The organism is Winogradskyella thalassocola (assembly GCF_900099995.1).
Lineage (GTDB): Bacteria > Bacteroidota > Bacteroidia > Flavobacteriales > Flavobacteriaceae > Winogradskyella > Winogradskyella thalassocola.
Genome location: NZ_FNCZ01000013.1, coordinates 66,289 through 90,797 on the forward strand (window position 1 = coordinate 66,289; position 24,509 = coordinate 90,797).

At 32.8% G+C, this 24,509-nt stretch carries 23 protein-coding genes; 10 read left to right on the forward strand and 13 right to left on the reverse strand.

The window, feature by feature from the left end:
• Window positions 1–14: 14 nt before the first annotated feature.
• From murI to BLT80_RS19215, 8 genes are all read right to left on the reverse strand, one after another.
• Window positions 15–794: a glutamate racemase gene (murI, locus tag BLT80_RS19180; RefSeq protein ID WP_092471042.1), complete on the reverse strand. Its 780-nt coding sequence runs from the start codon at window positions 792–794 to the stop codon at window positions 15–17.
• 65 nt (window positions 795–859) lie between these two features.
• Entirely contained in the window at window positions 860–1,360 is a 501-nt protein-coding gene (locus BLT80_RS19185; RefSeq protein ID WP_092471044.1) for an OmpH/Skp family outer membrane protein, read from the reverse strand.
• A 32-nt stretch (window positions 1,361–1,392) separates the two neighbouring features.
• Window positions 1,393–2,520, reverse strand: coding sequence for an OmpH/Skp family outer membrane protein (locus tag BLT80_RS19190; RefSeq protein ID WP_245710305.1), 1,128 nt, complete (start codon window positions 2,518–2,520; stop codon window positions 1,393–1,395).
• A 141-nt stretch (window positions 2,521–2,661) separates the two neighbouring features.
• Complete coding sequence (gene bamA, locus BLT80_RS19195; RefSeq protein WP_092471046.1) at window positions 2,662–5,286, reverse strand: outer membrane protein assembly factor BamA; 2,625 nt, start codon at window positions 5,284–5,286, stop codon at window positions 2,662–2,664.
• The gene (locus BLT80_RS19200; protein ID WP_092471048.1) at window positions 5,258–5,998 is read right to left on the reverse strand and encodes an isoprenyl transferase; all 741 of its coding nucleotides are present in this window, start codon (window positions 5,996–5,998) and stop codon (window positions 5,258–5,260) included. The genes bamA and BLT80_RS19200 overlap by 29 nt, the downstream gene beginning before the upstream one ends.
• Window positions 5,999–6,688: a type IX secretion system protein PorG gene (gene porG, locus BLT80_RS19205; protein ID WP_092471050.1), complete on the reverse strand. Its 690-nt coding sequence runs from the start codon at window positions 6,686–6,688 to the stop codon at window positions 5,999–6,001.
• A gap of 109 nt (window positions 6,689–6,797) precedes the next feature.
• Window positions 6,798–7,676 carry an NAD kinase gene (locus tag BLT80_RS19210; protein ID WP_092471052.1) on the reverse strand — a complete coding sequence of 293 codons (879 nt, stop codon included), beginning with the start codon at window positions 7,674–7,676 and terminating at the stop codon, window positions 6,798–6,800.
• Between the two features lie 91 nt (window positions 7,677–7,767).
• A complete protein-coding gene (locus BLT80_RS19215) occupies window positions 7,768–8,424 on the reverse strand; it encodes a CBS domain-containing protein (protein WP_092471054.1) in 657 nt (218 codons plus the stop codon).
• Between the two features lie 90 nt (window positions 8,425–8,514).
• On the opposite strand from BLT80_RS19215, the gene BLT80_RS19220 reads away from it, so the two are divergent.
• The 6 genes from BLT80_RS19220 (at window position 8,515) to clpX (ending at window position 14,110) form a co-directional block, all read left to right on the forward strand.
• Window positions 8,515–9,228 carry a pyridoxine 5'-phosphate synthase gene (locus BLT80_RS19220; RefSeq protein ID WP_092471056.1) on the forward strand — a complete coding sequence of 238 codons (714 nt, stop codon included), beginning with the start codon at window positions 8,515–8,517 and terminating at the stop codon, window positions 9,226–9,228.
• Between the two features lie 153 nt (window positions 9,229–9,381).
• Window positions 9,382–10,146: an alpha/beta fold hydrolase gene (locus BLT80_RS19225; RefSeq protein WP_092471058.1), complete on the forward strand. Its 765-nt coding sequence runs from the start codon at window positions 9,382–9,384 to the stop codon at window positions 10,144–10,146.
• A 25-nt stretch (window positions 10,147–10,171) separates the two neighbouring features.
• A complete protein-coding gene (locus tag BLT80_RS19230; protein ID WP_092471060.1) occupies window positions 10,172–10,519 on the forward strand; it encodes a phage holin family protein in 348 nt (115 codons plus the stop codon).
• A gap of 79 nt (window positions 10,520–10,598) precedes the next feature.
• On the forward strand, window positions 10,599–11,921 hold the full coding sequence (tig, locus tag BLT80_RS19235) for a trigger factor (RefSeq protein ID WP_092471062.1): 1,323 nt from the start codon (window positions 10,599–10,601) through the stop codon (window positions 11,919–11,921).
• A gap of 211 nt (window positions 11,922–12,132) precedes the next feature.
• Window positions 12,133–12,807 carry a ClpP family protease gene (locus BLT80_RS19240; RefSeq protein WP_092471064.1) on the forward strand — a complete coding sequence of 225 codons (675 nt, stop codon included), beginning with the start codon at window positions 12,133–12,135 and terminating at the stop codon, window positions 12,805–12,807.
• A 73-nt stretch (window positions 12,808–12,880) separates the two neighbouring features.
• Window positions 12,881–14,110: an ATP-dependent Clp protease ATP-binding subunit ClpX gene (gene clpX, locus BLT80_RS19245; RefSeq protein ID WP_092471065.1), complete on the forward strand. Its 1,230-nt coding sequence runs from the start codon at window positions 12,881–12,883 to the stop codon at window positions 14,108–14,110.
• Between the two features lie 319 nt (window positions 14,111–14,429).
• Here the strand turns inward: clpX and BLT80_RS19250 are convergent, their stop codons facing one another.
• Entirely contained in the window at window positions 14,430–15,947 is a 1,518-nt protein-coding gene (locus tag BLT80_RS19250) for a GH3 auxin-responsive promoter family protein (RefSeq protein ID WP_092471067.1), read from the reverse strand.
• Window positions 15,948–15,999: 52 nt separating this feature from the next.
• Between BLT80_RS19250 and BLT80_RS19255 the strand changes: the two genes are divergently transcribed.
• Complete coding sequence (locus BLT80_RS19255) at window positions 16,000–16,791, forward strand: DUF2797 domain-containing protein (protein ID WP_092471069.1); 792 nt, start codon at window positions 16,000–16,002, stop codon at window positions 16,789–16,791.
• A gap of 19 nt (window positions 16,792–16,810) precedes the next feature.
• Window positions 16,811–17,047: a PLDc N-terminal domain-containing protein gene (locus BLT80_RS19260; RefSeq protein WP_092471071.1), complete on the forward strand. Its 237-nt coding sequence runs from the start codon at window positions 16,811–16,813 to the stop codon at window positions 17,045–17,047.
• 5 nt (window positions 17,048–17,052) lie between these two features.
• Here the strand turns inward: BLT80_RS19260 and BLT80_RS19265 are convergent, their stop codons facing one another.
• Both BLT80_RS19265 and BLT80_RS19270 read right to left on the reverse strand, forming a co-directional pair.
• Window positions 17,053–17,787, reverse strand: coding sequence for a LytR/AlgR family response regulator transcription factor (locus BLT80_RS19265; RefSeq protein ID WP_092471073.1), 735 nt, complete (start codon window positions 17,785–17,787; stop codon window positions 17,053–17,055).
• A 74-nt stretch (window positions 17,788–17,861) separates the two neighbouring features.
• Entirely contained in the window at window positions 17,862–20,030 is a 2,169-nt protein-coding gene (locus BLT80_RS19270) for a tetratricopeptide repeat-containing sensor histidine kinase (RefSeq protein WP_092471087.1), read from the reverse strand.
• 212 nt (window positions 20,031–20,242) lie between these two features.
• Between BLT80_RS19270 and BLT80_RS19275 the strand changes: the two genes are divergently transcribed.
• Window positions 20,243–21,274, forward strand: coding sequence for an SIMPL domain-containing protein (locus tag BLT80_RS19275; RefSeq protein ID WP_092471075.1), 1,032 nt, complete (start codon window positions 20,243–20,245; stop codon window positions 21,272–21,274).
• A gap of 179 nt (window positions 21,275–21,453) precedes the next feature.
• On the forward strand, window positions 21,454–22,620 hold the full coding sequence (locus BLT80_RS19280; RefSeq protein WP_092471077.1) for a VWA domain-containing protein: 1,167 nt from the start codon (window positions 21,454–21,456) through the stop codon (window positions 22,618–22,620).
• Between the two features lie 65 nt (window positions 22,621–22,685).
• Here the strand turns inward: BLT80_RS19280 and BLT80_RS19285 are convergent, their stop codons facing one another.
• A complete protein-coding gene (locus tag BLT80_RS19285; protein WP_092471079.1) occupies window positions 22,686–23,699 on the reverse strand; it encodes a PorP/SprF family type IX secretion system membrane protein in 1,014 nt (337 codons plus the stop codon).
• A 6-nt stretch (window positions 23,700–23,705) separates the two neighbouring features.
• Window positions 23,706–24,509: T9SS type B sorting domain-containing protein (locus BLT80_RS19290; RefSeq protein WP_245710256.1), on the reverse strand; the 804-nt coding region annotated here is incomplete at its 5' end.

A 24,509-nucleotide genomic window follows, 5' to 3' on the forward strand; every position in this document is an offset into this window, starting at 1 on the left:
GAAATAAAACCTTACTAAAAGTCTAAATAAGACACATTAAAATTATAGTCTAAAATTGAATTTAGAACTGTAATATCCCCATTTGAAAACAATTGAATACTTGGCTTTTCAATGGAATCATTAAGAAAGTTTAATGTCGTTAATACAGATTGGGTCTGTTTCGCTACTGCTCTACCAGAATCTATAATTTTTACATTATCTGGAAGCATTTTAGTAAGCATAGGAATGAGGTACGGGTAATGCGTGCAACCCAGAACCAAGTAATCTATATTCTGCCTTAGCATGGGCTCTAAATAGGTTTCTAAATGCGAGCGCATGGCTTCAGAATCTAACTGACCAGTTTCAATTAACGGCACAATACCTTCACCAACCTGCTCAATAATTTTAATTTCCTTAGAATATAAATCTGTAGTTTTATGAAAAAGATGACTACTAAGGGTGCCTTTAGTTGCTAAAATACCAATGACTTTAGTTTGCGTGTTTAAGGCTGCAGGTTTTATTGCAGGCTCTATGCCTATGAATGGAATATCATAGTTTTTTCTTAAGTACTCTATGGCATTCGTTGTTGCCGTATTACAAGCAACAACAATTATTTTACAACCTTTATTAATAAGAAATTCAGTATTCTTGATACTCAATTGAATTATTTCATCTTCTGATCTATTACCATAAGGTGCATTTTTACTGTCTGCTAGATAAATACAACTTTCATTTGGCAATAGCGCATGAATCTCCTTAAAGATAGAAGTACCTCCAATTCCTGAATCAAATATGCCAATAGGTTTGTTACGCATTACTACAAAAATAGAAAAGTCGCTTAAAAATAAGCGACTTTTAAATACATATTTAATTAGGACTATTACATTCCCAATTGCTTCTTAACTTCTGCCATAAGATCTTTGCCATCTGCTACAATTAGCATTGCAGAATCTACAACATACTGAATTCCTTGAGCTTTCGCTACTGCTTTAATAGCATTATCTGCTTTTTCAACAATAGGCTTTAAAAGATTAAATTCTTTCTCTTGTAAATCTTTTTGAGCTTGTTGCTGATACTCACCTAAACTTTGTTTGATACCCTCAACTTCAGTCATACGGTCCATATTAGTCTGCTCAGTCTGTGTTTCAGCTTCAGAATCGTACTGCTTTAATTTAACATCTAATTCTTTTAGAGACGATTGAAAAGTTGCTTGATACGTTTGTCTCAGCTTCTCAATTTCAGTTTGAGCTTGCGTATATGCAGGCATCGCTTTAATTAATTCTTGCTTATTAATATGAGCAACGTTGCTTTGGGCAGATGTAAAACTTGTAGCTCCGATAAAAAGTACTGCTGCAAATAATAAAGTTTTAAAATGTTTCATTTGTTTTTAATTGTATTACGTGTTATAAATTATTAATTATTGTCTTCGTTTTTCTTTGCTTTCGCAATAGAATCGTTCTTCTTAACTTGTCTTTCGCGCTCTTCGCGAGCTTTTTTACGTTGATCTATTATTTTCTGTTTTCTAGCTTCTAATTCTTTCTGACGTGCTTCTCTATCTTTTAATTTTTGAGCACGTTCTTCGGCTGCTATTTCGGCAGCTGTTTTCGGCATTTTAGAATTAACTGAATCCTTTTTAACTGTGCCTTGAACCTTTACACTATCTGCTTTTACTATTGACTTAGCTTTTGCTGTGCTATCACTTTCAACAGTTTTAGCCTCATTAGAAGTAGATCCAGATCTTGCATTTCTCTCATCAATCACTTTTTGACGACGTTCTTCAGCTTCTTTTTTCTTAGCATCTCTTAAATCTTGCTGAGCTTGTTTTCTTTCTTCAGCTGCTTTTTCACGTTCTTCACGTTTAGCTGCTAATTGTTCCTCGCGGCTTGCCTTACGATCTTCTAAAGCTTGTTGACGTTCATCCTTATCGGCACTTACAACTGGTACAACTTCTTCGTCTTCTAATTCCTGACGCTCTTTCTTGCTTTTTGCTTGCGATCGTTTCGATGTTCTTGTAATCGTTCTTAAAACCTGCTCGCTCATATCATAGCGTTCTGCAGAATACAACATTACAACGTCTGCTGATTTATCAAAAACAAAATCATAACTTTTAGTCTCAGCAATTTCTTGTACTGCTGCAAAAATTTGATCTTGAATGGGTTCTATTAACTGACGCTTTTGAATCATTAAATCACCTTCAGGTCCAAAACGCTTTTGTTGATAATCTAAAACCTCAGCCTCTTCAAAAGTGATATCCTCGTAACGCTCATCGTATAATTCCTTTGTTAAAAGAACGCTTTCATTATCTAGCTCTTTCTTTTTTTGTTCAATGGCATTTAACTTCGTTTCTATTTCAGTTTTCCATTGTTGCACTTTCTTATCTAACTGAGAAGATGCTTCTTTATACTCTGGTACATTCTGTAATATATACTCAGTGTCAATGTAACCAATTCTTACACCACGTTGTGCATTTACACTACAGGTTACAAGACCTATAATTGTTAGTAAAAAAAGAACTTTAAATTTCATCATTTTTGTTTTCATGTTTTGAGACATTTTATGTGTAAAACTCAATGTGTTATCATTTTAGTGTTACTAATCTTCAAATTTAACGAAATATATTCTTAAAAATTTTAACAACATGATGAAATCCTTATTTAGCTATTAGAAAATATCGTGCCAAACTTAAAATTGTTGTCCAATTATAAAGTGTGTTTCCCATTTTTTAGGTGAAGATCCATCAGGTAATGTATCAAACGCATGACCAAAGTCTATACCAAGTAAACCAAAGGCTGGCATAAAAATTCTAAGTCCAAAACCACCTGATCTTTTAAGTTTAAATGGATCAAAATCTTTAAAGTCATTAACAGATGTTCCTGCTTCTAAAAATGAAAGTGCATAAATTTTTGCTTGCGCTCCTAATGTAATAGGATAACGTAGCTCTAATGAGAATTTACTATAAATAGAACCACCATCTTGAGATGACAACGATTGATTTGGGTATCCACGTAATTGAACAACTTCTCTTCCATCTAATGAAAAGTTACCTAAACCATCACCACCAACAAAAAATCTTTCGAAAGGAATAACTCCTCTATCATTATTATAAGCCCCAAGAAAACCAAATTCCATACTAGGACGTAACACTAATTTTTTAGTCAGTGACTGGTACCAATCTGCTTTAAATTTAATTTTATAAAATTCGAGCCATTTAAAACGTTCTTGATCAATCTCGGCTATTCTTGTTGTAGCATCATTATAGATTGCTGTTTCTTGTAAACTTGGATTCGGATTAGACTGGTAATCCCCAATAATCTCGTTTTGTTCTTCCCTGTCGTTCTTTAACTCTGAATAATCAACACCATTCACTAATGAATATGGGAATGAAAACTTCGCTGAAACTGAAAAACTAGATCCTCCTGTTGGAAAAATTGGGTCATTATAAAGGTCACTTCTACTTAATCCAATTGTATAAGATAAGTTATTTGAAGTACCATCACCAAAAGTAAATAAACCGGTATTATAATTTTGAAGATCATAATGCTGATAACTTATCGCTTGCGACAATAAAAAGTAATCATCTGGTTCTGCTAATCTTGTTGACACTCCAAATGTTAACCCTGTAATATTAAAGCTTTTGCTTTTATCTGCTTTTCCAGTACTAGAATCGTATAAGAATTGTCTCGAATGCGAAATAGAAGATGATAATTGAAATGGTTTTTTACCACCAAACCAAGGTTCACTAAAAGAAAAACTATACGTTTGAAAAAACTGACTTGCTTGAAGTCTCAATGCCAAACTTTGACCATCACCACGTGGTACTGGCTTGTAGGCATCTTTCTTAAAAATATCTTTTATAGAAAAGTTGTTAAATGATAACCCTAGAGTACCAATGAAGCCACCTCCACCATAACCACCTTGTAGTTGTATTTGACTAGACCCTTGTTCTACTAAAGAGTATTCTACATCTAATGTTCCATCAACAGGATTTGGATTTTTGATATCTGGTACAATTTGCTGTGCATCAAAATAACCTAATTGACCAAGCTCTCTAATCGTTCTAATAATATCCGATTTTCTATATAATTCTCCTGGACGTGTTCTAATTTCTCTATAAATAACATGATCATTAGTAACATCATTACCAACCACCGTTACATTATTAAAATAAGCAGGCTTACCTTCTGAGATACGAATTTCCATATCTATAACGTTACCCTCTGCACTTACTTCTACAGGGTTGATTGTAGAGAACATATATCCAAAGTTTTGATACGCATTAGTTATATCATTAGCATCAGGATTAGTATCATCTGCAATACGTTCTCGTAATTCTACACCATTATAAGTGTCACCTTCTTTTAAACCAAGTAAATTAGATAATTGTTGGTCTGAATAAATTGTATTCCCGACAAAAGAAATCTTTCCAAAAGTGTATTTCTCACCTTCTTCAACCTTTATATTTAGGCTAATCGTTTTATCATTTAAATAAGAAATAGAGTCTGAAATAATTCTTGCATCTCTATATCCATTCTCTTTATAATAATCTACAACACTAACTAAATCATCTCTAAAATCATCTTCAATATATTTAGATCGTTTTAGGATTCTGATAAATTTCTTTTGCTTCGTACTCTTCATGGCCTTACGAAGCTTTTTATCAGATATTTTTTCGTTACCATCAAAACTAATGGTTTTGATTTTTACTTTTTCTCCTTTGTCTATAAGAATACGCATATCTACACGCTCCTTCTCCACTGAGTCAATAACTTCTGAAGTACTGATTCTTACATCAGTATTTAAAAACCCCTTTTTTCTATACTTATTAGTAAGGTAGTTTTTAGTTGTCGCAATAAGGTTTTCTGTGACCTTCTGACCAGGTTTTAACTTGTTCTCGTCAATAATCTCGTCTTTCTTCCCTTTTTTAACGCCCTCTATAGTAAGGTCCTTAAGTTCTGGCAAGTCACTAAGATTAATCTCTAAATTCGCAGTATTACCATCAATGTCAACAACATAGATATCTATACTACTAAATAAATTAGATTTCCATAATGTTTTTACAGCATTAGCTATTTTTTCACCACCAACTTGGATCTCTTCATCCTTTCTAAGTTTAGAATAGGCTATTATAGTTTGTGCACTAAAATTAGTGTTTCCGGTAACCGTAATTTCCTTTATCAAATAGGTTTCTCCGCTCTCTACTTGAGCAAAACTGTTAAATGAAATTGTAAAAAGGCATGCAATACAAAAAAGTTTAATATATGACTTCAATCTTGTGGCATTAGGTAAGTTGTTCGCTTGTTTTTCCAAATCTTCGTTCTCTGTTTTGATAATTTATGATTGCCTCATATAGATTTTCTTTCGTAAAATCTGGCCATAAAACATCTGTAAAATATAATTCTGCGTAGGCTATTTGCCATAGTAAAAAGTTACTGATACGTTGCTCTCCGCTTGTGCGTATAAGTAAGTCTACGTCTGGTAAATTTTGCGTGTAAAGATGCTTATTAATAATTGATTCGTCAATACTTTCAGCAGAAATTATATTATTTTTAACTTTAACTGACAATTCTTTAATAACATTAACAATTTCTTCACGAGAACCATAGCTCAATGCTAATGTTAATGTCATATTTGTATTATTCTTAGTTTTTTCTATAACATCTAATAGTTCCCTATGTGCTTTTTTCGGTAAATCGTTTAAATTTCCGATAGCACATAATTTGATATTATTATCTTGAAAGGTTTTCATCTCCTTCTTTAAAGATTTAACCAAAAGCTTCATTAAAGTTTGAACCTCTAATTTTGGTCTGTTCCAGTTTTCTGTAGAAAATGCGTAAAGGGTTAAGTTTTGAATACCTAGTTCTGCACAAGCCTCAACGGTTTGTCTAACAGATTTGGTTCCGTTTTCATGACCAACAACCCGCATCAAACCTTGTTGTTTTGCCCAACGACCGTTACCATCCATTATAATTGCTAGATGGGCAGGAAGGTTCTTTTTATTTATTTGTTCTTTTAAATTCATTTAAAAATTGCAATAGCAAGGTCTTCTACCAAAGGTGTAAGTTAATGTAATTCCGGTAAACATATACCAATCATTATTATTAGTGTTTCCAAAACTTAACGCTTCTCTATCTTCAGAGTCTGGCATACTTCCATCTAATTCATCCGAAAACGTATAACGCGCTCCAACTTCAGCAGCCAAGATTAACTGATTTGTTATGTTTGTTTTATAACCTAAAACCATAGGAATACCAAACGCCCAACTATTTGTGTTTTCTGATGTATACTCACCATTTGTTGAAAAATAATAATTATCGTGATTAGTAAGTGTAATACCCGAATATAAATAAGGAGTTCCTTTTCTTCCAATGGTATGAAGGTCGAATTCTAAAAATGTAAATTCCATACCTAATGAAATCTCAACGATACTAGCATCAAATTCGTAGCCACGTTCTTTTCTTCTTGGATCATCCGATTTCGCATCAATCCCCTCTAAATTTGAAAAAATGACTGAAGCTCTAAAAGAGTGTCGCTCACTTCTATTCCATTTTGCAAGAATACCCAATGCTAATTGATTTGGAGAGATATAATCGGTAGCACCAACATCTCCAATAAAATTACTTCCACCTGCAAATACGCCAACCTCATAAATTTGAGCATTAACATTATTGGAGATAAAAATACAGATAAAAAGTAGAAAAAAATATCTCATATAGTTTTCAAAGTTTGCAAATATAACAATTCTGATTTGTGCGCAATAATTTGACACAAATAGTCTTACAGAAAACAGTTTTTGAAAGTAATTATTGTATCATCATGCATTAGTTACGACGATCTTCTCCCCAAAGTAATTTTTTCCGAAGCGTCGCTAAGAAAGTTTCATCTAGTAATTCTACCATTTTTATTACAAAATTGGCTTTTTTAACGGTGACTGTAGTTGTATTAGAAAGTGTTACAATCCTAGAGTCTAATGACATTAAAAACTGATCTTCTCTACCGTTTACTCTAAGCGTTACCGTTGTACTATCTGGAAGAATCAACGGACGCGCACTTAAATTATGCGGTGCGATTGGGGTTAACGCAAAATTCTTAGCGTCTGGAGCAATAACTGGCCCACCACAACTTAAAGAATATCCTGTAGACCCTGTTGGAGTTGATAAAATAAGCCCATCTGCCCAATACGATGTTAAAAACTCATCATTAAGATGGGTTTCAATCGTAATCATGGACGTGGTGTTTTTTCTACTTATGGCAATTTCATTAAGTGCAAAATGTGTATTCACAATATCCTGATGCTTTGGATCTGTTGAAACACTTAGTAATGATCGCTCAGAAATTTTATAATCTCCTTTAAAGATTTCTGTTAACGCAGATTGGATATCATCAATTTGTATGGTTGCCAAAAATCCTAAGCGACCAGTATTAATACCAACTACTGGAATTCCTAAGTCTCCAACATAGGTAATAGCTCTTAATATCGTACCGTCACCACCAACACTAATTAATAAATCGAAACTTTTATCTAAAGCTTTAAACGCACTTATTTTAGAATTCTGTTTTATATCTATATTCTGAGTTTCTAAAAACTCATGCTCTATAAAAACTTGAGCTTGTTTTTTTAGTAGAACATCAATTAGTTTTTCAACTGCTTTTTGAGTGGTTTCTTTTACGTAGTTCTGACCGTATATTGCTACTTTCATGTGTTTTCTTTATTATTTTTCAATGGTCACATGCTGTTCGCTATTAAATATTCGTTTAAGTGATGAAATTTTGAACATGCCCGTTTCATCATTACATGTTTAGGTATTTATCGAGATATTGCGAACGTTCCTTTAACGTTTCGAGATAAGAATCATCTTCATGACCAGAGACAATATTATAACTATAACGTCTAAATGATTGAATAATCTCATTAAGACTGGTATTAGTTATTTTCAAAGTGATTCTTGCTAAATCACCTTCAATTTTAGAAACAAAAGCACCCAAAAGTTTAGTGTCGTTAGACTCAACAATCTGACTGATCTCACTGAATGAATAATCATTAATACCCTTTTCAACAATTAAAATTCCACCTGGTTCCGCAAAGAATGGTGTTTCGTTAAATAGGTGTATAATATCATTTAACTCATAATATCCAAGATACTTATTGTTCTTATCTAGTATAGGCATTATATTAGAATCATTTTGAGCAAATGCTTCTAAAACATCTAACCAAATAGTGGTTGGTCTCACAAAAAACCCTTCAATAGCATAATTACAATCATTAATGGTTATAGCTCCATCAAAACAATGTGCATCCGTTTCAGAAATACATCCCATATAAACACCATCCTTTTCAATAGGAATATGAGAATAGGTTAACTGATTAAAGAGTAATTTTAAATCACTTACTTTATCTGTTATACTTATTGGTTTTATATCGTTTATTATATAGTCTTGAAGCTCCATTAAACTGTATTAAATATGTTGCAAATTAATCAAAAATAACCATAAATTACACCTCCTACTTTGTATTTTTGTGATTCAAAACCTATTACAATGACAAAGTTAAGTGTTAATATAAATAAGATTGCTACGTTAAGAAATAGTCGCGGAGGCGATGTACCTAATGTAGTGCAGTTTGCAAAAGATGTACAGCGGTTTGGTGCAGAAGGAGTCACAATTCACCCAAGACCAGACGAAAGGCATATTCGCTACCAAGATGCGTACGATTTAAAACCGGAAGTTTACACAGAATATAATATAGAAGGCAACCCTATTCCGAAGTTTGTGGATATGGTTTTAAAAATTAAACCTACACAAGTCACTTTAGTACCCGATTCAGTTGATGCTATTACGTCTAATGCAGGTTGGGACACCTTAAAGCACAAAGATTTTTTAGTTGAAATAATTAAAGAATTTAAAGCAAACGGCATCAGAACATCCATATTTGTAGATCCAGATTTACGTCAAATCGAAGGAGCCAAAGCTACAGGGACTGACCGCATAGAATTATACACCGAAGCATTTGCGCATCAATATAGTTTAGGAAATGAAAATGCTATTAAACCTTATATGGAATGTGCAGGCTTAGCTAACACACTACAACTTGGCATTAATGCAGGTCATGATTTATCTTTAGACAACATCGCTTTCTTTAAAGAAAATATTACAGGTTTATTAGAAGTATCTATAGGGCATGCGTTAATTGCTGAAAGCTTATATATGGGAGTTGAGAATGTTATTGGACTGTATTTAGAAAAACTCAAATAAGAATTAAAAAGGTATTTCACGAAAAGGAGTAAAGAAAAACGTACTCATTTAACAATATCGGATCCAATAACCTTTATAATCCATAAAGAAATTTTACATCTACATAATCACACACAGCTTTGCGCCTTTGCGCCTCTGCGAAAAAAAAATTATATGCAACTACACTCAAACATCATAGGAGAAGGTAAACCATTCATTATCCTTCATGGTTTTTTAGGCATGGGTGACAATTGGAAAACCTTAGCTAAACATTTTTCCGAATCAAATTTTGAAGTTCATCTTGTAGATCAGCGAAATCATGGTCGCAGTTTTCATTCAGAAGAATTTGATTACGAATCAATGGCTGAAGACCTAAAACAGTATTGTGATGACAATAACTTAAAAGACATTGTTGTATTAGGGCATTCGATGGGCGGAAAAACAGCAATGCTTTTTGCTACAAAATATCCTGAACTAGTAAGTAAGCTTATTGTCGCAGATATTTCGCCACGCTACTACCCAGTGCATCATGATGCTATTTTAGAAGGCTTAAGTAGTTTAGACTTTTCTAAAATAAAAAGTCGTGGAGAAGCTGACGACATTCTGAGCAAGTATGTTCATGAAACTGGAACTCGACTATTTTTACTCAAAAATTTATACTGGGTAGAAAAAGGGCAATTAGGTTTACGCATGAATCTGAACGTCTTGAAAGAAAATGTTTCAGAAGTAGGAGAAGCGCTTCCAATACATGCCACCTTTCAAAAAGACACTTTGTTTTTACGTGGAGACCGTTCAGAATATATCGGAGAAGCAGACGAAGCTATTATTCATAGACATTTTCCAAATTCAGAAATTATTACTATTTCTAATGCAGGACATTGGTTACATGCAGAAAACCCTATGGAGTTTTACAAAGCTGTGATGAATTTTGTATCTTAGGTAAACTTAATTAAATATTGAAATTATGAATTTACTGATTAGACTTTTATTAAACGCCTTAGCTGTTTTCGTCATTGCCAACATCCTAAATGGCGTTACTGTAGATGGTTATATGGGCGCTATTATCGTTGCTATTGTGCTATCTATTTTAAACCTATTGGTAAAACCCATACTTGTCATATTAACATTACCGGCAACAATTCTCACCCTCGGACTTTTCCTTTTGGTCATTAATGCACTAATTATATTATTAGCAGACAAACTGATAGACGGATTTGGAGTTTCGAGTTTCTGGACCGCATTACTTTTTAGCGTGCTTTTATCTATTTTACAATCGCTATTACAATCGTTCTTAAAAGAAGATAAAAAGTAGCTTAGCTTCAAACCTTTAAAACTATTGTTGGGTTGCAAAAAATATTGTATTTTTGCAGCCCAATTTTAGTTTCAAAAAAATGAATATTACAAGAGAAAATATCGATGCATTAAATGCAGTTGTAAAAGTGGACATCGCTAAAGAAGATTATAGCGATAAAGTAGAGAAAATCTTAGTAGATTACCGTAAGTCTGCTAACATTCCTGGTTTTAGAAAAGGTCATGTACCAATGGGAATGGTAAAAAAGCAATATGGTAAAGCTGTATTGGTAGATGAGGTAAACAAATTACTACAAGATGCTCTTGGAAAGTATTTAGTTGAAGAAAAATTAGATGTTTTAGGTAATCCGTTACCAAAAGCACAAGACGATTTAGATTGGGATGCTGAAGCATTTACATTTGAATTTGAATTAGGTTTAGCACCAGAATTCGATGTAGAATTAAAAAGCAAAAAAGCAATAACACATTATAATATTGTGGCTGATGACAAAATGATCAACGATCAGATTGAGCACATTCAAAAACAATATGGTAAAATCGTTTCTCAAAATGAAGTAACTGAAGCTTCTGAAATTACAGGAACTTTCACTAACGAGGAAAAAGAAATCGATAATTCTACAATGCTAACTTTAGATAAATTAAAAGGAAAAACAAATCCTAAGAAATTTATCGGAGCTAAAGTTGGTGATGTAATTACTTTAAAAACTAAAGGCTTATTTAACGACGATCACGATTTAATGACGTTTTTAAAAGTATCTCACGATGATGCACATGGTTTAGATATTGAAGTGAATTTTACAATCACCGAAATTAATGACCGTGAATTAGCAGATTTAGATCAAGACTTATTTGATAAATTATTCGGAAAAGGTATTGTAACCTCTGTAACAGAATTGAAAGATAAGATCAAGGAAGATTCAGAAAAACAATTTGCACAACAAGGAGATCAGAAATTATTAAATGATGTTACTGAAAATTTAGTTGAAAATACTAAATTCGATTTACCAGCAAGTTTCTTACAGAAATGGATGCAAAATGCAGGTGAAGAGCAAATGACTGAAGAGCAGGCTAAAGAAGAATACGAAAAATCTGAAAAAAGCATGCGTTACCAACTTATTGAGGGGAAATTAATCACTGAGCATAAATTACAAGTTCAATTCGAAGAATTGAAATCTTACTCAATGGACATGATTAAAGGGCAGATGGCACAGTTTGGTCAAATGAATCCTTCAGATAAAGAATTAGAAGACATTGCTGCACGTATCTTAGGGAACCAAGATGAAGTAAAACGTATGTCTGAACAGTTAATGAGTCAGAAATTATTGAAATTATATAAAACTGAAGCAAACATTAAGACTAAAGACATCACTTACGATGATTTTGTAAAAGAATTCTATAGTTAATTTTAAAAATATTAAGGCAAAGCTTTAAAACCTTAAAATGTGGTTAACGCGAAAACGCTAACCTAAAAATTATTAGTATCTTTAAGGCGTAAAATGTAAAAGTTTTACGCTTTTTTTTGGAATACATTTTTCAAAAAAAGTAAATGTCACACTGAGCACAAAACAAGTGCTTTAGTCAAATCAAACATTAATTAAAAGAATTTAAACTTATATGGATTACGGAAAAGAATTTGAAAAATTTGCAATAAAAGATCAAGGAATCAATAGTAATTACTATTCTAAGATCATTGAAAGTATGTACCCATCTAATATGACACCGAATATTATTGAAGAACGTCAGATGAATATCGCCGTTTTTGATGTGTTTTCTCGACTAATGATGGATCGTATTATATTTTTAGGAACTGGAGTTAATGACCAAGTTGCAAATATCATACAAGCCCAATTATTGTTTTTACAAAGTACAGATGCTAATAAAGATATTCAGATTTATATTAATTCACCTGGAGGTTCTGTATATGCTGGATTAGGAATTTATGATACTATGCAATTTGTTAAACCAGATGTAGCTACTATTTGTACAGGTATAGCTGCTTCAATGGCTGCTGTATTATTATGTGCTGGGACAAAAGGAAAGCGTTCTGCATTAAAGCATTCTCGTGTTATGATTCACCAAGTAAGTAGTGGTACTCAAGGTCAATTAAGCGATATGCAAATTGCTTTAAAGGAAACCATTAGAGTAAAAGAAGAATTGTACGCAGTAATTGCACAACACTCTGGAAAATCTATTGAGCAAGTTGAAAAAGATTCTGATAGAGATTATTGGATGCGTTCTCAAGAAGCTTTAGACTACGGAATGATTGATGAGATTTTAGAACGAAAGTAATTGAATATACTTTCGACTTATAATAAAAATGTAAAATTAGATTTCTGCTTTCGCAGGAATTAAAAAATTGATAATGGCAAAGGAAGAATTAGAATGTTCATTTTGTGGTAGGAAAAAGCCAGAGACCAGCTTGCTAATAGCAGGTTTGGATGCACATATCTGTGATCGTTGTATTGAACAAGCACATGGTATTGTTATAGAAGAGTCTAAACAATCTGGTAATTCAGAATTAAGCTCAGAGTTGATGCTTAAAAAACCTAAAGAAATTAAAGGCTTTTTAGACGAGTATATCATAGGACAAGAAAACACTAAACGTGTAATGTCTGTTGCGGTTTACAATCACTATAAGCGTTTGTTACAGCCACCATCTGATGATGATATTGATATACAAAAAAGTAATATCATAATGGTTGGGCAAACAGGTACAGGGAAAACATTAATGGCAAAAACCATTTCAAAAATGTTAAATGTACCTCTAGCAATTGTTGATGCAACTGTACTCACAGAAGCAGGTTATGTTGGTGAAGACGTAGAAAGTATTTTAACACGCTTGCTGCAAGCTGCAGACTACAATCTTGAAAAAGCACAACGTGGTATCGTTTTTATTGATGAAATTGATAAGATTGCACGTAAAAGCGATAATCCATCTATAACGAGAGATGTTTCGGGAGAAGGCGTACAACAAGCCTTGTTAAAACTTTTAGAAGGTACAGTTGTTAATGTACCGCCAAAAGGAGGTCGTAAACATCCTGATCAAAAATTTATTGAAGTAGATACCGAAAATATCTTATTCATCGCTGGTGGAGCTTTTGATGGTATTGAACGCGCCATTTCCAAACGTTTAAACATGCAAGCTATGGGATATAGCGCCATGAAAACGGATACTATAGATAAGGATAACATATTACAATATATTATCCCTAAAGATTTAAAAGATTTTGGATTAATTCCAGAAATCATAGGGCGTTTACCTGTATTAACATATATGGATCCTTTAGATGCTAAAACATTAAGAGCCATATTAACGGAACCTAAAAATGCTATCATTAAACAATACAAAAAATTGTTTGAGATGGATGATATCACTTTTACTATTACAGATGGAGCTTTAGATTATATTGTAGAAAAAGCTATTGAATACAAACTTGGAGCTCGTGGTTTAAGATCGCTTTGTGAAGAGATTTTAACAGAAGCTATGTTTGAGTTACCTAGTTCGGATGAAACGAAGTTAAACGTCACTAAAGCTTTTGCTGAAGATCGTTTGAATAAATCGACAATTAAAAAGTTGAAGGCTGTTTCGTAACCTTAATTTTTACAGCATTAAAAAGCCACAATTTCAAAATTCGAAATTGTGGCTTTTAGTTAGGGATTGATTAATTAAATATTGCACGCAATACTTTATATATACTTGAGGGAATTTAAAAAATGATAGCACATTTATTTACCGCTAATATATAGGCATAAATTAAAGTAAGCTCGATTTGATTTTTTTATTAGACAAAACTTATAAGATTGTCGTTATAGTGATTGTAAGTGTTTTTATAAGCGATAAAGTGTATTGTAAATAAAAACAAATTTAATAAAGCCATTATTTAGTCTAATCCTTATGCAATTGATTATTTTTATCGGTAATTAAGTTGCAACAACGCGTCAAGATACATTCTACTATTAGACAAACGTGGTACTTTATGTTGCCCTCCGAGTTTATTGTTTTCTTTCAACCAATCATAAAACAAGTTAGGTCTTGCACTATGAATTTTTGGTTTGTTAAGTGTCATATTATTTAGGCGTTTGGCTTCGTAATCTGAATTTAGGGATTTCAAAGAATTATCAAACAATTCTTCAAAATAGACCATATCAACAGGAGGTCGCTTAAATTCTATGATCCACTCGTGCGCCCCCTTTTCTTTACCTTCCATAAAAATAGGAGCCGCTGTATAATCCACTATTTCAGCCGATGTATGTTCACAAACGTTTCTTAGCGCTTCCTCTGCATTTTCTATAATTAATTCTTCACCAAAAACATTAATATGATGTTTTGTTCTGCCCGAAACCTTAATTCTATGTGGACTTAAACTTACAAATCGAATTGTATCCCCAATTTTGTATCTCCATAAACCAGCGTTGGTCGTAATAATAACCGCGTAGTTAGTGTTGAGTTTAACATCGCTTAACGGAATCACTATTTGTTCTTCAGTACCGTATGAATCCATAGGAATAAATTCATAGAAAATACCGTAATCTAACATCAACAATAAATCACTAGAATTATTTTGATCTTGAATAGCAAAAAAGCCTTCAGATGCATTATAAATCTCGTAATATCTAAACTTATCCGATGGTAAAATAGCCTTATACTGTTCTACATATGGATTGAAATTTACTCCACCATGAAAATAAACTTCTAGATTTGGCCAAATATCTAAAATACTGTCTTTACCCGTTTTTTCTAAAACATTGTTTAGTAAAACCAACATCCAAGATGGTACACCAGCTAAACTAGTTACGTTTTCCTCTATAGTTTCTTCAACTATAGCCTGCATCTTAGTTTCCCAATCGCTCATTAGCGAGACACGATTACTAGGTGTACTACTAAACTCTGCCCAAAATGGCATATTATCAATTAGAATAGCACTTAAATCACCAAATACAGTTCCATTTTCTTTGTATAGTTCTTTACTACCTCCTAAGCGTAAACTTTTACCTGTAAACAATTGCGCATCTTCATTATTATTCAAATACATACACAACAAATCTTTACTTGCCGCATAATGGCAATCTTCAAGAGATTCAAAACTTACAGGAATAAATTTGCTTTTAGCATTCGTTGTTCCGCTAGATTTGGCAAACCATTTTATAGGTCTTGGCCAAAAGATATTCTGTTCACCATTACGAGAACGTTCTATTAATGGTTGAAATTCTTCATAATTTACAATAGGAATACGTTCATTAAACTCTCTATAGGATTTAATAGAATCGAAATCATATTGTCTACCGACCTCAGTGTCCTTTGCGAGTTTTAATAAACTAAAAAGTAACTCGTTCTGTACTTCGTTAGGGTATTTTAGAAACAATTCAATTTGATGGAATCGTTTTTTCAAAAACCAAGACGCAATGGAATTTACAATAGGAATTGGCATGGATTGGCTATCTTTACGCTATTAATTAATGCTAAAAATACTAAATTTCTTTATGCTTTATACAGGAGTCCTCACTAAAATGCAAACCGAGTTTTTAGAACCTATTCAGTACTATTTGGTCTTTGAGAATGACTTTATTCATGTGAATCAATTATTAAACAAAACCATTGACATAAAACTGATTGGACACCAATGTTTGAGCTGCGGATTAAACAAATCTATTTACAGACAAGGTTTTTGTAAAACCTGCTTTTTTGACAAACCCTTTGCTGGCGATTGGATTATGAGACCTGAGTTAAGCACAGCACATTTAGGTAAAGAAGATAGAGATTTAGATTATGAAACAAAAGTGCAACTACAACCACATATTGTGTATTTAGCCAATTCGAGCAACGTAAAAGTTGGAGTTACGAGGAAGAGTCAAGTGCCAACACGTTGGATTGATCAAGGTGCTCATGAAGCGGTTGAAATTGTTGAAGTCCCAAACCGTTATTTAGCAGGCATTACTGAAGTTGCTTTAAAAGATTATGTCGCCGATAAAACCAATTGGCGAACGATGTTAAAGAACGATATAAAAGATGAAGATTTATTAGAATGGAAACAAAAATTAAAAGCTTACATTCCTGAGGAAGCCTTACCTTATTTTATTGAAGACAACACAGAAACACACATTAAATTCCCTGTAGAACACTATCCTGAAAAGCTAAAAAGTCTGAATTTGAGTAAAACCCCTCATTATTCAGGAAAACTAATTGGTATTAAAGGTCAGTATTTAATTTTTGAAGATGATACCGTTTTTAATGTGAGATCTAATGAAGGGTCAGTTGTCGAATTGAGTATTTAAATGTCTTAAAACCAGCATTATGGAATCTTTTTTAATTATCGGTTTTATTATTGTAGCTATTGTATTATGGCTGTGGGCAATTTTTGATATTACGCGCTCTCGGTTTAAAAATCCTTATATGAGTACAGTATGGTTTTTAACTATTTTATTCTTTCCAGCTATAGGTTCTATATTTTATTTGCTATTTAGAAAAAAACTTATCACTGAAGGGCCTCGGAAATTTCAACCTAAATTCAACCGAAGAGAATTAAAATGATAGGATTATTTAAAATAAGACAATAAATCAGATTTTTTAGAAGCCGAAACCATAATTTCTTTTCCGTTACTTAGCACTACACTTCCTCCTTTGCCTTTTACATATTTTACGATTTCATTGACATTAACTAAATAGCTTTTGTGGACTCTAGCAAAATTGGCGTCTTTTAGACTTTCTTCAATATATTTTAAAGTTTTACTAACGAGTTTCTTTTTATTGTTGTTCAGATATATTTCGGTGTAGTTGTCATCAGCCTTACAATACATAATGTCTGCAGTTTCTATAACTTCAAAACCATCTTGTTGAGGAATGGTAATCTTTCCACTTACAGTATTGGTCTTTGGTACTAAAATCTGATCTTGAAGCGCATCTTCTTTCGTTCTAATTTCAGTAACATAATCCACGGCCTTAATCAATTCATCAATAGAAATGGGTTTCATTAAATAATAAGAGGCATGTGCATTTAGTGCGTCAATCGCATAGTGATTGTATGCCGTCACAAATATGGTTTCAAAATTAACATCTCCAACTTTGTCTAATAAATCGAAGGCATTACCATAGGGCATTTCTACATCTAAAAACACGACATCTAAATCACTGTTTCTAATTAAAACTAAGGCGTCTTCAACATTAGCAGCTTCTCCTAAAATTGAAATATTAGGACAATACTTAGTCAGATAATTTCTTAAAATCAGTCTGCTATTTTCTTCATCTTCTACTATTATGGCGTTTAGTTTCATAGTCTATAGTTTGAAGTGAGAAGCTCGAAGCTCGAAGTTACTTCCAACTTCCAACTTTAGGCTTCAAACTTTATTTAGTCTTTTTTAAGTGTCACGACTACTTTTGTCCCTGCATCTTCCAATTCTTGAAAATCGTTAATCGTAACATCAACTTTATCTTTATACATCTCATTCAAAATGGCAACACGTTTTTTAATGTTGTTCATTCCTTTTGAGTTCTGCTTTTTCTGATGATCAGTTTTCAAAGCTTTAGAACGCGCCCTTCCGATACCATCATCTGAAATAGTAATCGTTATTTCATCTTTAGATTTTGGCTGAATATTAATATTCAAATGTCCTTTCTCTGTTTTATAACGCAGTCCATGCCACACCGCATTTTCAATATACGGCTGCAATAACATTGGTGGAATCTGGAATTCTTCAACATCGATAGTGTCATCGACCTCAATAGCATAATCAAACTTATCTTGAAATCTAAAATGTTCTAGCTTCGTATATAAATTCAATAATTCGATTTCTTTTTTCAAAGGAATAAAATCTTCTTCACTATTCTCTAAAACCGCACGCATCAATTGTGAGAAATCAGATAAATATTTGTTTGCTGTACGCTCATCGTTTGTCGCAATAAATGTATTTACTGAGTTTAAAGCATTAAAAATAAAGTGTGGATTCATTTGGCTTCGTAACGATTTTAAGGCCAATAAATTATTTGCCAAACGTTGTTGTTTAATATATTTAAACATTAAATAGCCGGTAATTAACAACAGTATTAAACCACCAATTAGCGAGTAAATAATAAGCTGCTGGCTTTTATTGCGTTCTTGTGTTAATTCGTAAGTACTTTTAGATAAAGCGCGATCACTTTCTAAAGATGTTATTCTATTTTGTTGCTCTGCAATATTCCGACTAAAACGAGCTGCTTGAGAAATTTCTTGAATTTTTTTAGCATATAATTCATCCACAACATCTTTATACTCGTCATTATAAGCTATCGTTTTTTCTGTATTACCTAATCTGGCATTGACTTCAGAAAGTTTTCGTGTCGCATCTAACTTAACATCTAAATCTCCCCTTTCACCTGCTTCTTCCCTACTTTTCTCTAAATACGGAATGGCATTCGTTAAATCGTTACTTAGTAAATAAGCATTACCAATTTTATAATTTTGCTTTTGCGATGTAATTGGACTTTCGTTGCTAATAATAGAATCGTTCTCAATATCTTTAATACCTTCAATAGCCAATTTTCTCAATACAATCTCACTTTCGTATTCTGCATTTTCACTATTAAACTCCGCTACTTTAACCTGCTCTTCAACAGCACGTTTTTTATTTTCTTTCTTAGCTAAATTTAACGAATTTGTAAAGTATCCTTTAGCTTTGGTAGTCTGCCCTTGCTCACTGTAAACTTGCGCTATTTTAGAATTTAAATCTGTAATTTTTGGTGCTATGAGATGCTTTTGGGCCACTTTTAAACCATCTTCATAAGATTTAATAGCCTTAGTAAAATCTTTCGCTTTAACATAAGCATCACCAATACCTTCTAACCATATCGTTTTTTCGTAGTTAGACAAGGTATTTTCATCTATCTGTTTGTAGCTCATAAGACTATTTTCAAAATCACCATTATTGAGGTAGGCATTTGCTAACTTCAATTCTGCAGAAGCTGTTTCTATATTCTGAAGGCTAATTCTATAGGCCGAAATCGCCAAATCATACTGTTTCCAATGCACATAAATGTCACCTAATAATTCTTGCGCTTCAGCACTTTGTGCGGCACTGACATTTACATCCAAAGCATCTCCAATAAACTTTATACTTTTCTCTGCATCTTTTTTTAAGTAGACATCAGCAGAATCAATCATCTGATTAAACCGTTTAAAGTCGCCTTTACTTCTACCGCGAAAACTAGATTGCTTTGCATCTACAACTTCAATACTAATACGTTCATTAGATTTTATAGTGTAATAAATAGTTTCAAAATCGGGATGTTTAATAATAAGTTCGTCACCAATTTTAGCTTTTATATCAAAAGAGCCGTCAAAACTAGTGGTTACATATCTCCCTCCATTTACTAAAATTTCTACATTCTTATATGGTTTATGGGTTCCCTTTTCAGATACGGAACCTCTAATGGTAAATGCAGCACTTTCATCAGCACTCTTTATCTCCCTATTTTGCCCAAAGGATATAAAACCTATAAGGCAAAACAATAGTAGTATATAGTATGTTTTAGAAATTCTCACTTCGCTTTTTATTAGTTGGACTAAACTACATACTTTATTTGGTTTCAAAAAATGCGGTATTCAAAATTCGATACCGTTTTAGACCTAAAAAGCTGCTTCTACTAAAACTATAGAAGACTTCACTCACCCGAAATAGCACTTTACTCATTGTGGTTTTTAATCCCTGTATTTTCAGCAGAGCTTTACGCCATAAATCAAAAAACAATATAAAAATGAAATCAATCAATTTAACACTATTGCTCTTCTTAATAAGTTGTACTCACATGTCGGCTCAACACCGAGGAAATTACAATGAAATCACACAAGATATTTCTAGACAAAATATTTTAAGCTCTGGAAATGCACAAATCTACAATCCAACGGTTCAGCAACAAATTAACCAAACACTTCACCCAAGCAATGTACTAACCGTTGATGTAAAAGCGCTTCAAAATGTAAGTGCCACGACGTACACCGCCATATTTAATGTCTCTCAAATGGGACCATCCGCTGAAATGACAAATCAACTGATGAAAGAACGTATAGACCAAATTAAAAATCGTTTAAATACGAAAGGTATTACTCAAAAGGATATCGCCATTGATGTGATTTCTTTTATTCCTATTTATGAAGTTGAAGTCACTAAGAAATTATTCAGTAAAACGTATACGGAAGTTCCTAAAGGGTTTGAATTACAACAAAACATTCATGTTCAATTTACAAAAACCAATCAATTTGAAGCCATTTTAGAAGCTTGTGCACAAAGTGAAGTTTATAACTTGGTTAAGGTTGATTATTATATAGATAATATTCAAGAGGTCTATAAAAACCTTCAAGATGAATTATTAAAACTTATTGAAGATAAAAAAGCATATTACCAGGCATTAGGATTTGACATGTCTACTTATAATGTAGCTATTGCAGATGATAAATACTGTTATTTCCCAAAGGACTTCTACCAAAGCTATCAAGCTTATAATAGTACTTCAGTTGAAGCTTTAGATAAAAGTAAAGGTGTTACAACGGTAAAAAAGCAGACGTCCTATTATTACCAACCTTTAACGTATGAAAATTATGATGTGGTGATTAACCCTTCCATTTTAGAACCTGTTGTTCAAATAGGTATGAATATAAAACTAGCTTTTACACCCAAGCCAGAAGAAAAAATACCTGCACCAATTGTAGAAACAAAAATAGATCATAAATACTATGTGATTTCTCCAAACGGCACCATCGATGTTAAAGAATTGAATACTAAAAAATAGAAAAGAATCTAGACCGCTGCGCTGTTAGAACCTAGAATCAAGACTTCATTTGTTAAGCGAATATCATACAGGTAACTATGGTTCTTTAAATGATTTTACGGTAAGAGTATATTTTTAAGGGGAATTAGATACTTAATCGTGAAAAATAAATACACAAAAAACTAGAAAAAATAAAACATATGAAAACTCAATTTAAAACCTTAATCCTTGCAGTGAGCTTAGCATCACTTACAGCTTGCAATGCAAATTCAAAAAACAGAACTCAAGATTTAGCCATCTCCGAAATAGTGATTAAAACAACTTCAAAAGATAAAAATCCAGAAATTAAAGTCGCGTTGCTACTCGACACCAGTAATAGTATGGATGGTTTAATAGACCAAGCCAAAGCGCAACTTTGGAAAATTGTAAATGAACTCTCTTATGCCAAATGTGAAGAACAAAGTCCTAATTTAAAAATTGCACTTTACGAATACGGAAATGATAATCTTAACGCAGACGAAGGCTATTTAAGACAAGTCATTGCGTTTAGTGATGATTTGGATGAAATTTCAAAATCCCTATTTTCACTAACTACTAATGGAGGCAATGAATACTGTGGAAAAGTAATTAACACGGCTTTAAGCCAATTAGAATGGGGAGATAACAAAGAGGATTTAAAACTTATTTTCATCGCAGGGAACGAACCTTACACACAAGGAAACGTCAGTTACAAAGACGCCTCTAAATTAGCACATCAAAACGATGTGACTGTGAACACCATTTTTTGTGGTGATTACAATCAAGGTATTTCAACCAAATGGAAAGATGGAGCCGATTTAACACACGGAAATTATATGGCTATCAATCATAATGAAGCAACTGTGCATGTGGCATCTCCTTATGATGACAAAATTTTAGAGTTGAATGAAAAATTGAATACAACCTATGTTGCTTATGGAAGTACAGGTAGAGCTAAAATGGAAATGCAGGCAGAACAAGACTCTAATGCTAGAAGTTATAATAAAGCCAATGCAGTAAGTAGAACCGTAAGTAAAAGCTCACGTCTATACAAAAACAGTTCTTGGGATTTGGTAGATGCTGAAAAAGAAGAAGGGTTCTCTTATGATAAAATTAAAGATAGTGAATTGCCTAAAGAATTAAAGGGAAAATCTAAATCTGAAATTAAAACTTATGTTGAAGAAAAAGCGCAATTGCGTAAAAAACTTCAAGATGAAATAGCTACATTAAATTTAAATCGACGGGATTATCTTGCTAAGCAGACTAAAGATTCTAGTAATGGATTAGAAAGTGCGATGATTAAAGCATTGAAGTCACAAGCTGAACAGAAAAACTATAAATGGGAATAAAACGTAATTATGAAAACAAAAAAAGGCTCAATTTACATTGAGCCTTTTTTTATGTGTTATTTATATTAGTTAATTGCAGGACAATTACACTCATATTTCTCTCGTCTACAGTTAAAGTTGAAACCAAGCGTTAATTGATGAAAACCACCAGTATTAAAATTCACCGTATTTGCTTGGTATGAATATGTATATGCAAATACAAAATTATTATAATCTATACCTAAAAATGGCGTGATGTATTGTAATTTTTGACTGGTAACACCAGATCCATCTTGGAACTCAGCTCCATCTAAACTACGTCTGTAAGATAAGCCACCCCAAACTTTACCAAAATCCATTTCTTTATAAACTTTAGCATTAATATCTATTGAAGACTCTGCTGTTGCATCTCTATACATATACATTATAGAAGGCTCATAACTCCATTCACTTCCATATTGACTGAACGTATAACCAGAAGACAATAAATAAGTTCTTAAGTTTTTAAATTCAAATTCTCCATTTTGATTATAGTTTACACCATCATTATCTAGAATATTCTTAGCCGTAAAATGCGCATAGAAATCTACAAAATGGTAAGAAAATCCAAAGTCAATATTAAAGTTTGTAGCACTTTGTTCAATTCCTGCAACTGCTGCATCAAATTCTCCTGGCGCTAACCAACTTGTTTCATCTAGTTTGTACTGTAAAAATCCAGCACTCAAACCAAATGACAACATATTTAAATCAATTTCATTTCTCGAAAACATTAAATGATAAGCGAACGTAGCATAACCACCAACTGTAGAATGATATCCATTAGAGTCATTAAAAAGAACACCTCCAATAGCTACTGGAGAATCTCCTATTCTTCCATTCATACTTAAGGTTTGTAAGCTCGGAGCATCATCAACACCAAACCATTGTTGTCTTGCTGTTAATCTCACTTTAGCACAGTTAGCAACACCTGCCATAGATGGGTGAATTAGGTAATAATTATCTGTTAAATAATCAGAATAAATAGGAATACCTTCTTGGGCAAAGCTAAAATTTGCTGCAAAAGCTATAAATGCTACTAAACAATACTTTTTTAATCTCATAATTTCTTATCGTTTCAAGGTAAAATGGGCTTTAAATTCTTTACGTACACCGTTGCTTGGTTCGTCGTATTCTACTGTAAACCAGTAGTCACTCGTTGGCATTGCTTCATTATTAAACGTTCCATCCCAACCATTTCCATCGGGACTTAATTGTTTTAATAATTTTCCGTACCGGTCAAATATATAAATTTTTGCATTACTTCCAACACCTTCAATGTTCCAAGTTTCATTATTTCCATCTCCGTTGGGCGTAAAATACAGCGGATAGTCGATAATAAACTTTGATACAGCGATTAATCCACAACCATTTTTATCTCGTGCTGTGATCTCATGGTCTCCTGATGATAAGCCTGTAAAGATGCCTTCATCTTGCCATGGTCCTCCATCTAAACTGTATTCATAAACTCCAATTCCGGTAGCTATGGCTTCTAAAACATGGTTGTCAGCAAAAGCTTGAGTTAAGAGTTCTATCGTTAAACTTGGTGGTTCACTTTCTATAACGTCAGTTGTATCGGTATTAGTACAATTGGTCTCTGTGGATGTGCTCATATCTGTCACTAAAACACTATAACTTCCTCCTTGGGTTGGCATAATACTTGGCCCTGTTGCTCCTGGTATCATGGTGCTGTTATAACTCCACTCAAAACTATAGTCTGTTGCTGATAAACCGGTATCAATCACTAATGGGTCTAAAACTTCGGTACCATTAGTATTTAAACATAGAATATAATTGGCTTCTAAATTAAATTCGGGTAATGGATTTACCTGTAAGGTTAATGCGGCAACTTCATAACACACAGAGGTATCATT

What these genes read in the sequence shown, in the direction of transcription:
- BLT80_RS19230 (WP_092471060.1), top strand. Translation starts at nt 10,172, where the DNA reads ATGAATTTACTGATTAGACTTTTATTAAACGCCTTAGCTGTTTTCGTC.
- BLT80_RS19280 (WP_092471077.1), top strand. Translation starts at nt 21,454, where the DNA reads ATGAAAACTCAATTTAAAACCTTAATCCTTGCAGTGAGCTTAGCATCA.
- BLT80_RS19265 (WP_092471073.1), bottom strand. Translation starts at nt 17,787, where the DNA reads ATGAAACTAAACGCCATAATAGTAGAAGATGAAGAAAATAGCAGACTG.
- BLT80_RS19225 (WP_092471058.1), top strand. Translation starts at nt 9,382, where the DNA reads ATGCAACTACACTCAAACATCATAGGAGAAGGTAAACCATTCATTATC.
- BLT80_RS19250 (WP_092471067.1), bottom strand. Translation starts at nt 15,947, where the DNA reads ATGCCAATTCCTATTGTAAATTCCATTGCGTCTTGGTTTTTGAAAAAA.
- BLT80_RS19240 (WP_092471064.1), top strand. Translation starts at nt 12,133, where the DNA reads ATGGATTACGGAAAAGAATTTGAAAAATTTGCAATAAAAGATCAAGGA.
- BLT80_RS19260 (WP_092471071.1), top strand. Translation starts at nt 16,811, where the DNA reads ATGGAATCTTTTTTAATTATCGGTTTTATTATTGTAGCTATTGTATTA.
- BLT80_RS19190 (WP_245710305.1), bottom strand. Translation starts at nt 2,520, where the DNA reads ATGAAAACAAAAATGATGAAATTTAAAGTTCTTTTTTTACTAACAATT.
- BLT80_RS19210 (WP_092471052.1), bottom strand. Translation starts at nt 7,676, where the DNA reads ATGAAAGTAGCAATATACGGTCAGAACTACGTAAAAGAAACCACTCAA.
- BLT80_RS19255 (WP_092471069.1), top strand. Translation starts at nt 16,000, where the DNA reads ATGCTTTATACAGGAGTCCTCACTAAAATGCAAACCGAGTTTTTAGAA.
- BLT80_RS19220 (WP_092471056.1), top strand. Translation starts at nt 8,515, where the DNA reads ATGACAAAGTTAAGTGTTAATATAAATAAGATTGCTACGTTAAGAAAT.
- porG (WP_092471050.1), bottom strand. Translation starts at nt 6,688, where the DNA reads ATGAGATATTTTTTTCTACTTTTTATCTGTATTTTTATCTCCAATAAT.
- BLT80_RS19275 (WP_092471075.1), top strand. Translation starts at nt 20,243, where the DNA reads ATGAAATCAATCAATTTAACACTATTGCTCTTCTTAATAAGTTGTACT.
- murI (WP_092471042.1), bottom strand. Translation starts at nt 794, where the DNA reads ATGCGTAACAAACCTATTGGCATATTTGATTCAGGAATTGGAGGTACT.
- BLT80_RS19185 (WP_092471044.1), bottom strand. Translation starts at nt 1,360, where the DNA reads ATGAAACATTTTAAAACTTTATTATTTGCAGCAGTACTTTTTATCGGA.
- BLT80_RS19200 (WP_092471048.1), bottom strand. Translation starts at nt 5,998, where the DNA reads ATGAATTTAAAAGAACAAATAAATAAAAAGAACCTTCCTGCCCATCTA.
- BLT80_RS19285 (WP_092471079.1), bottom strand. Translation starts at nt 23,699, where the DNA reads ATGAGATTAAAAAAGTATTGTTTAGTAGCATTTATAGCTTTTGCAGCA.
- tig (WP_092471062.1), top strand. Translation starts at nt 10,599, where the DNA reads ATGAATATTACAAGAGAAAATATCGATGCATTAAATGCAGTTGTAAAA.
- BLT80_RS19215 (WP_092471054.1), bottom strand. Translation starts at nt 8,424, where the DNA reads ATGGAGCTTCAAGACTATATAATAAACGATATAAAACCAATAAGTATA.
- clpX (WP_092471065.1), top strand. Translation starts at nt 12,881, where the DNA reads ATGGCAAAGGAAGAATTAGAATGTTCATTTTGTGGTAGGAAAAAGCCA.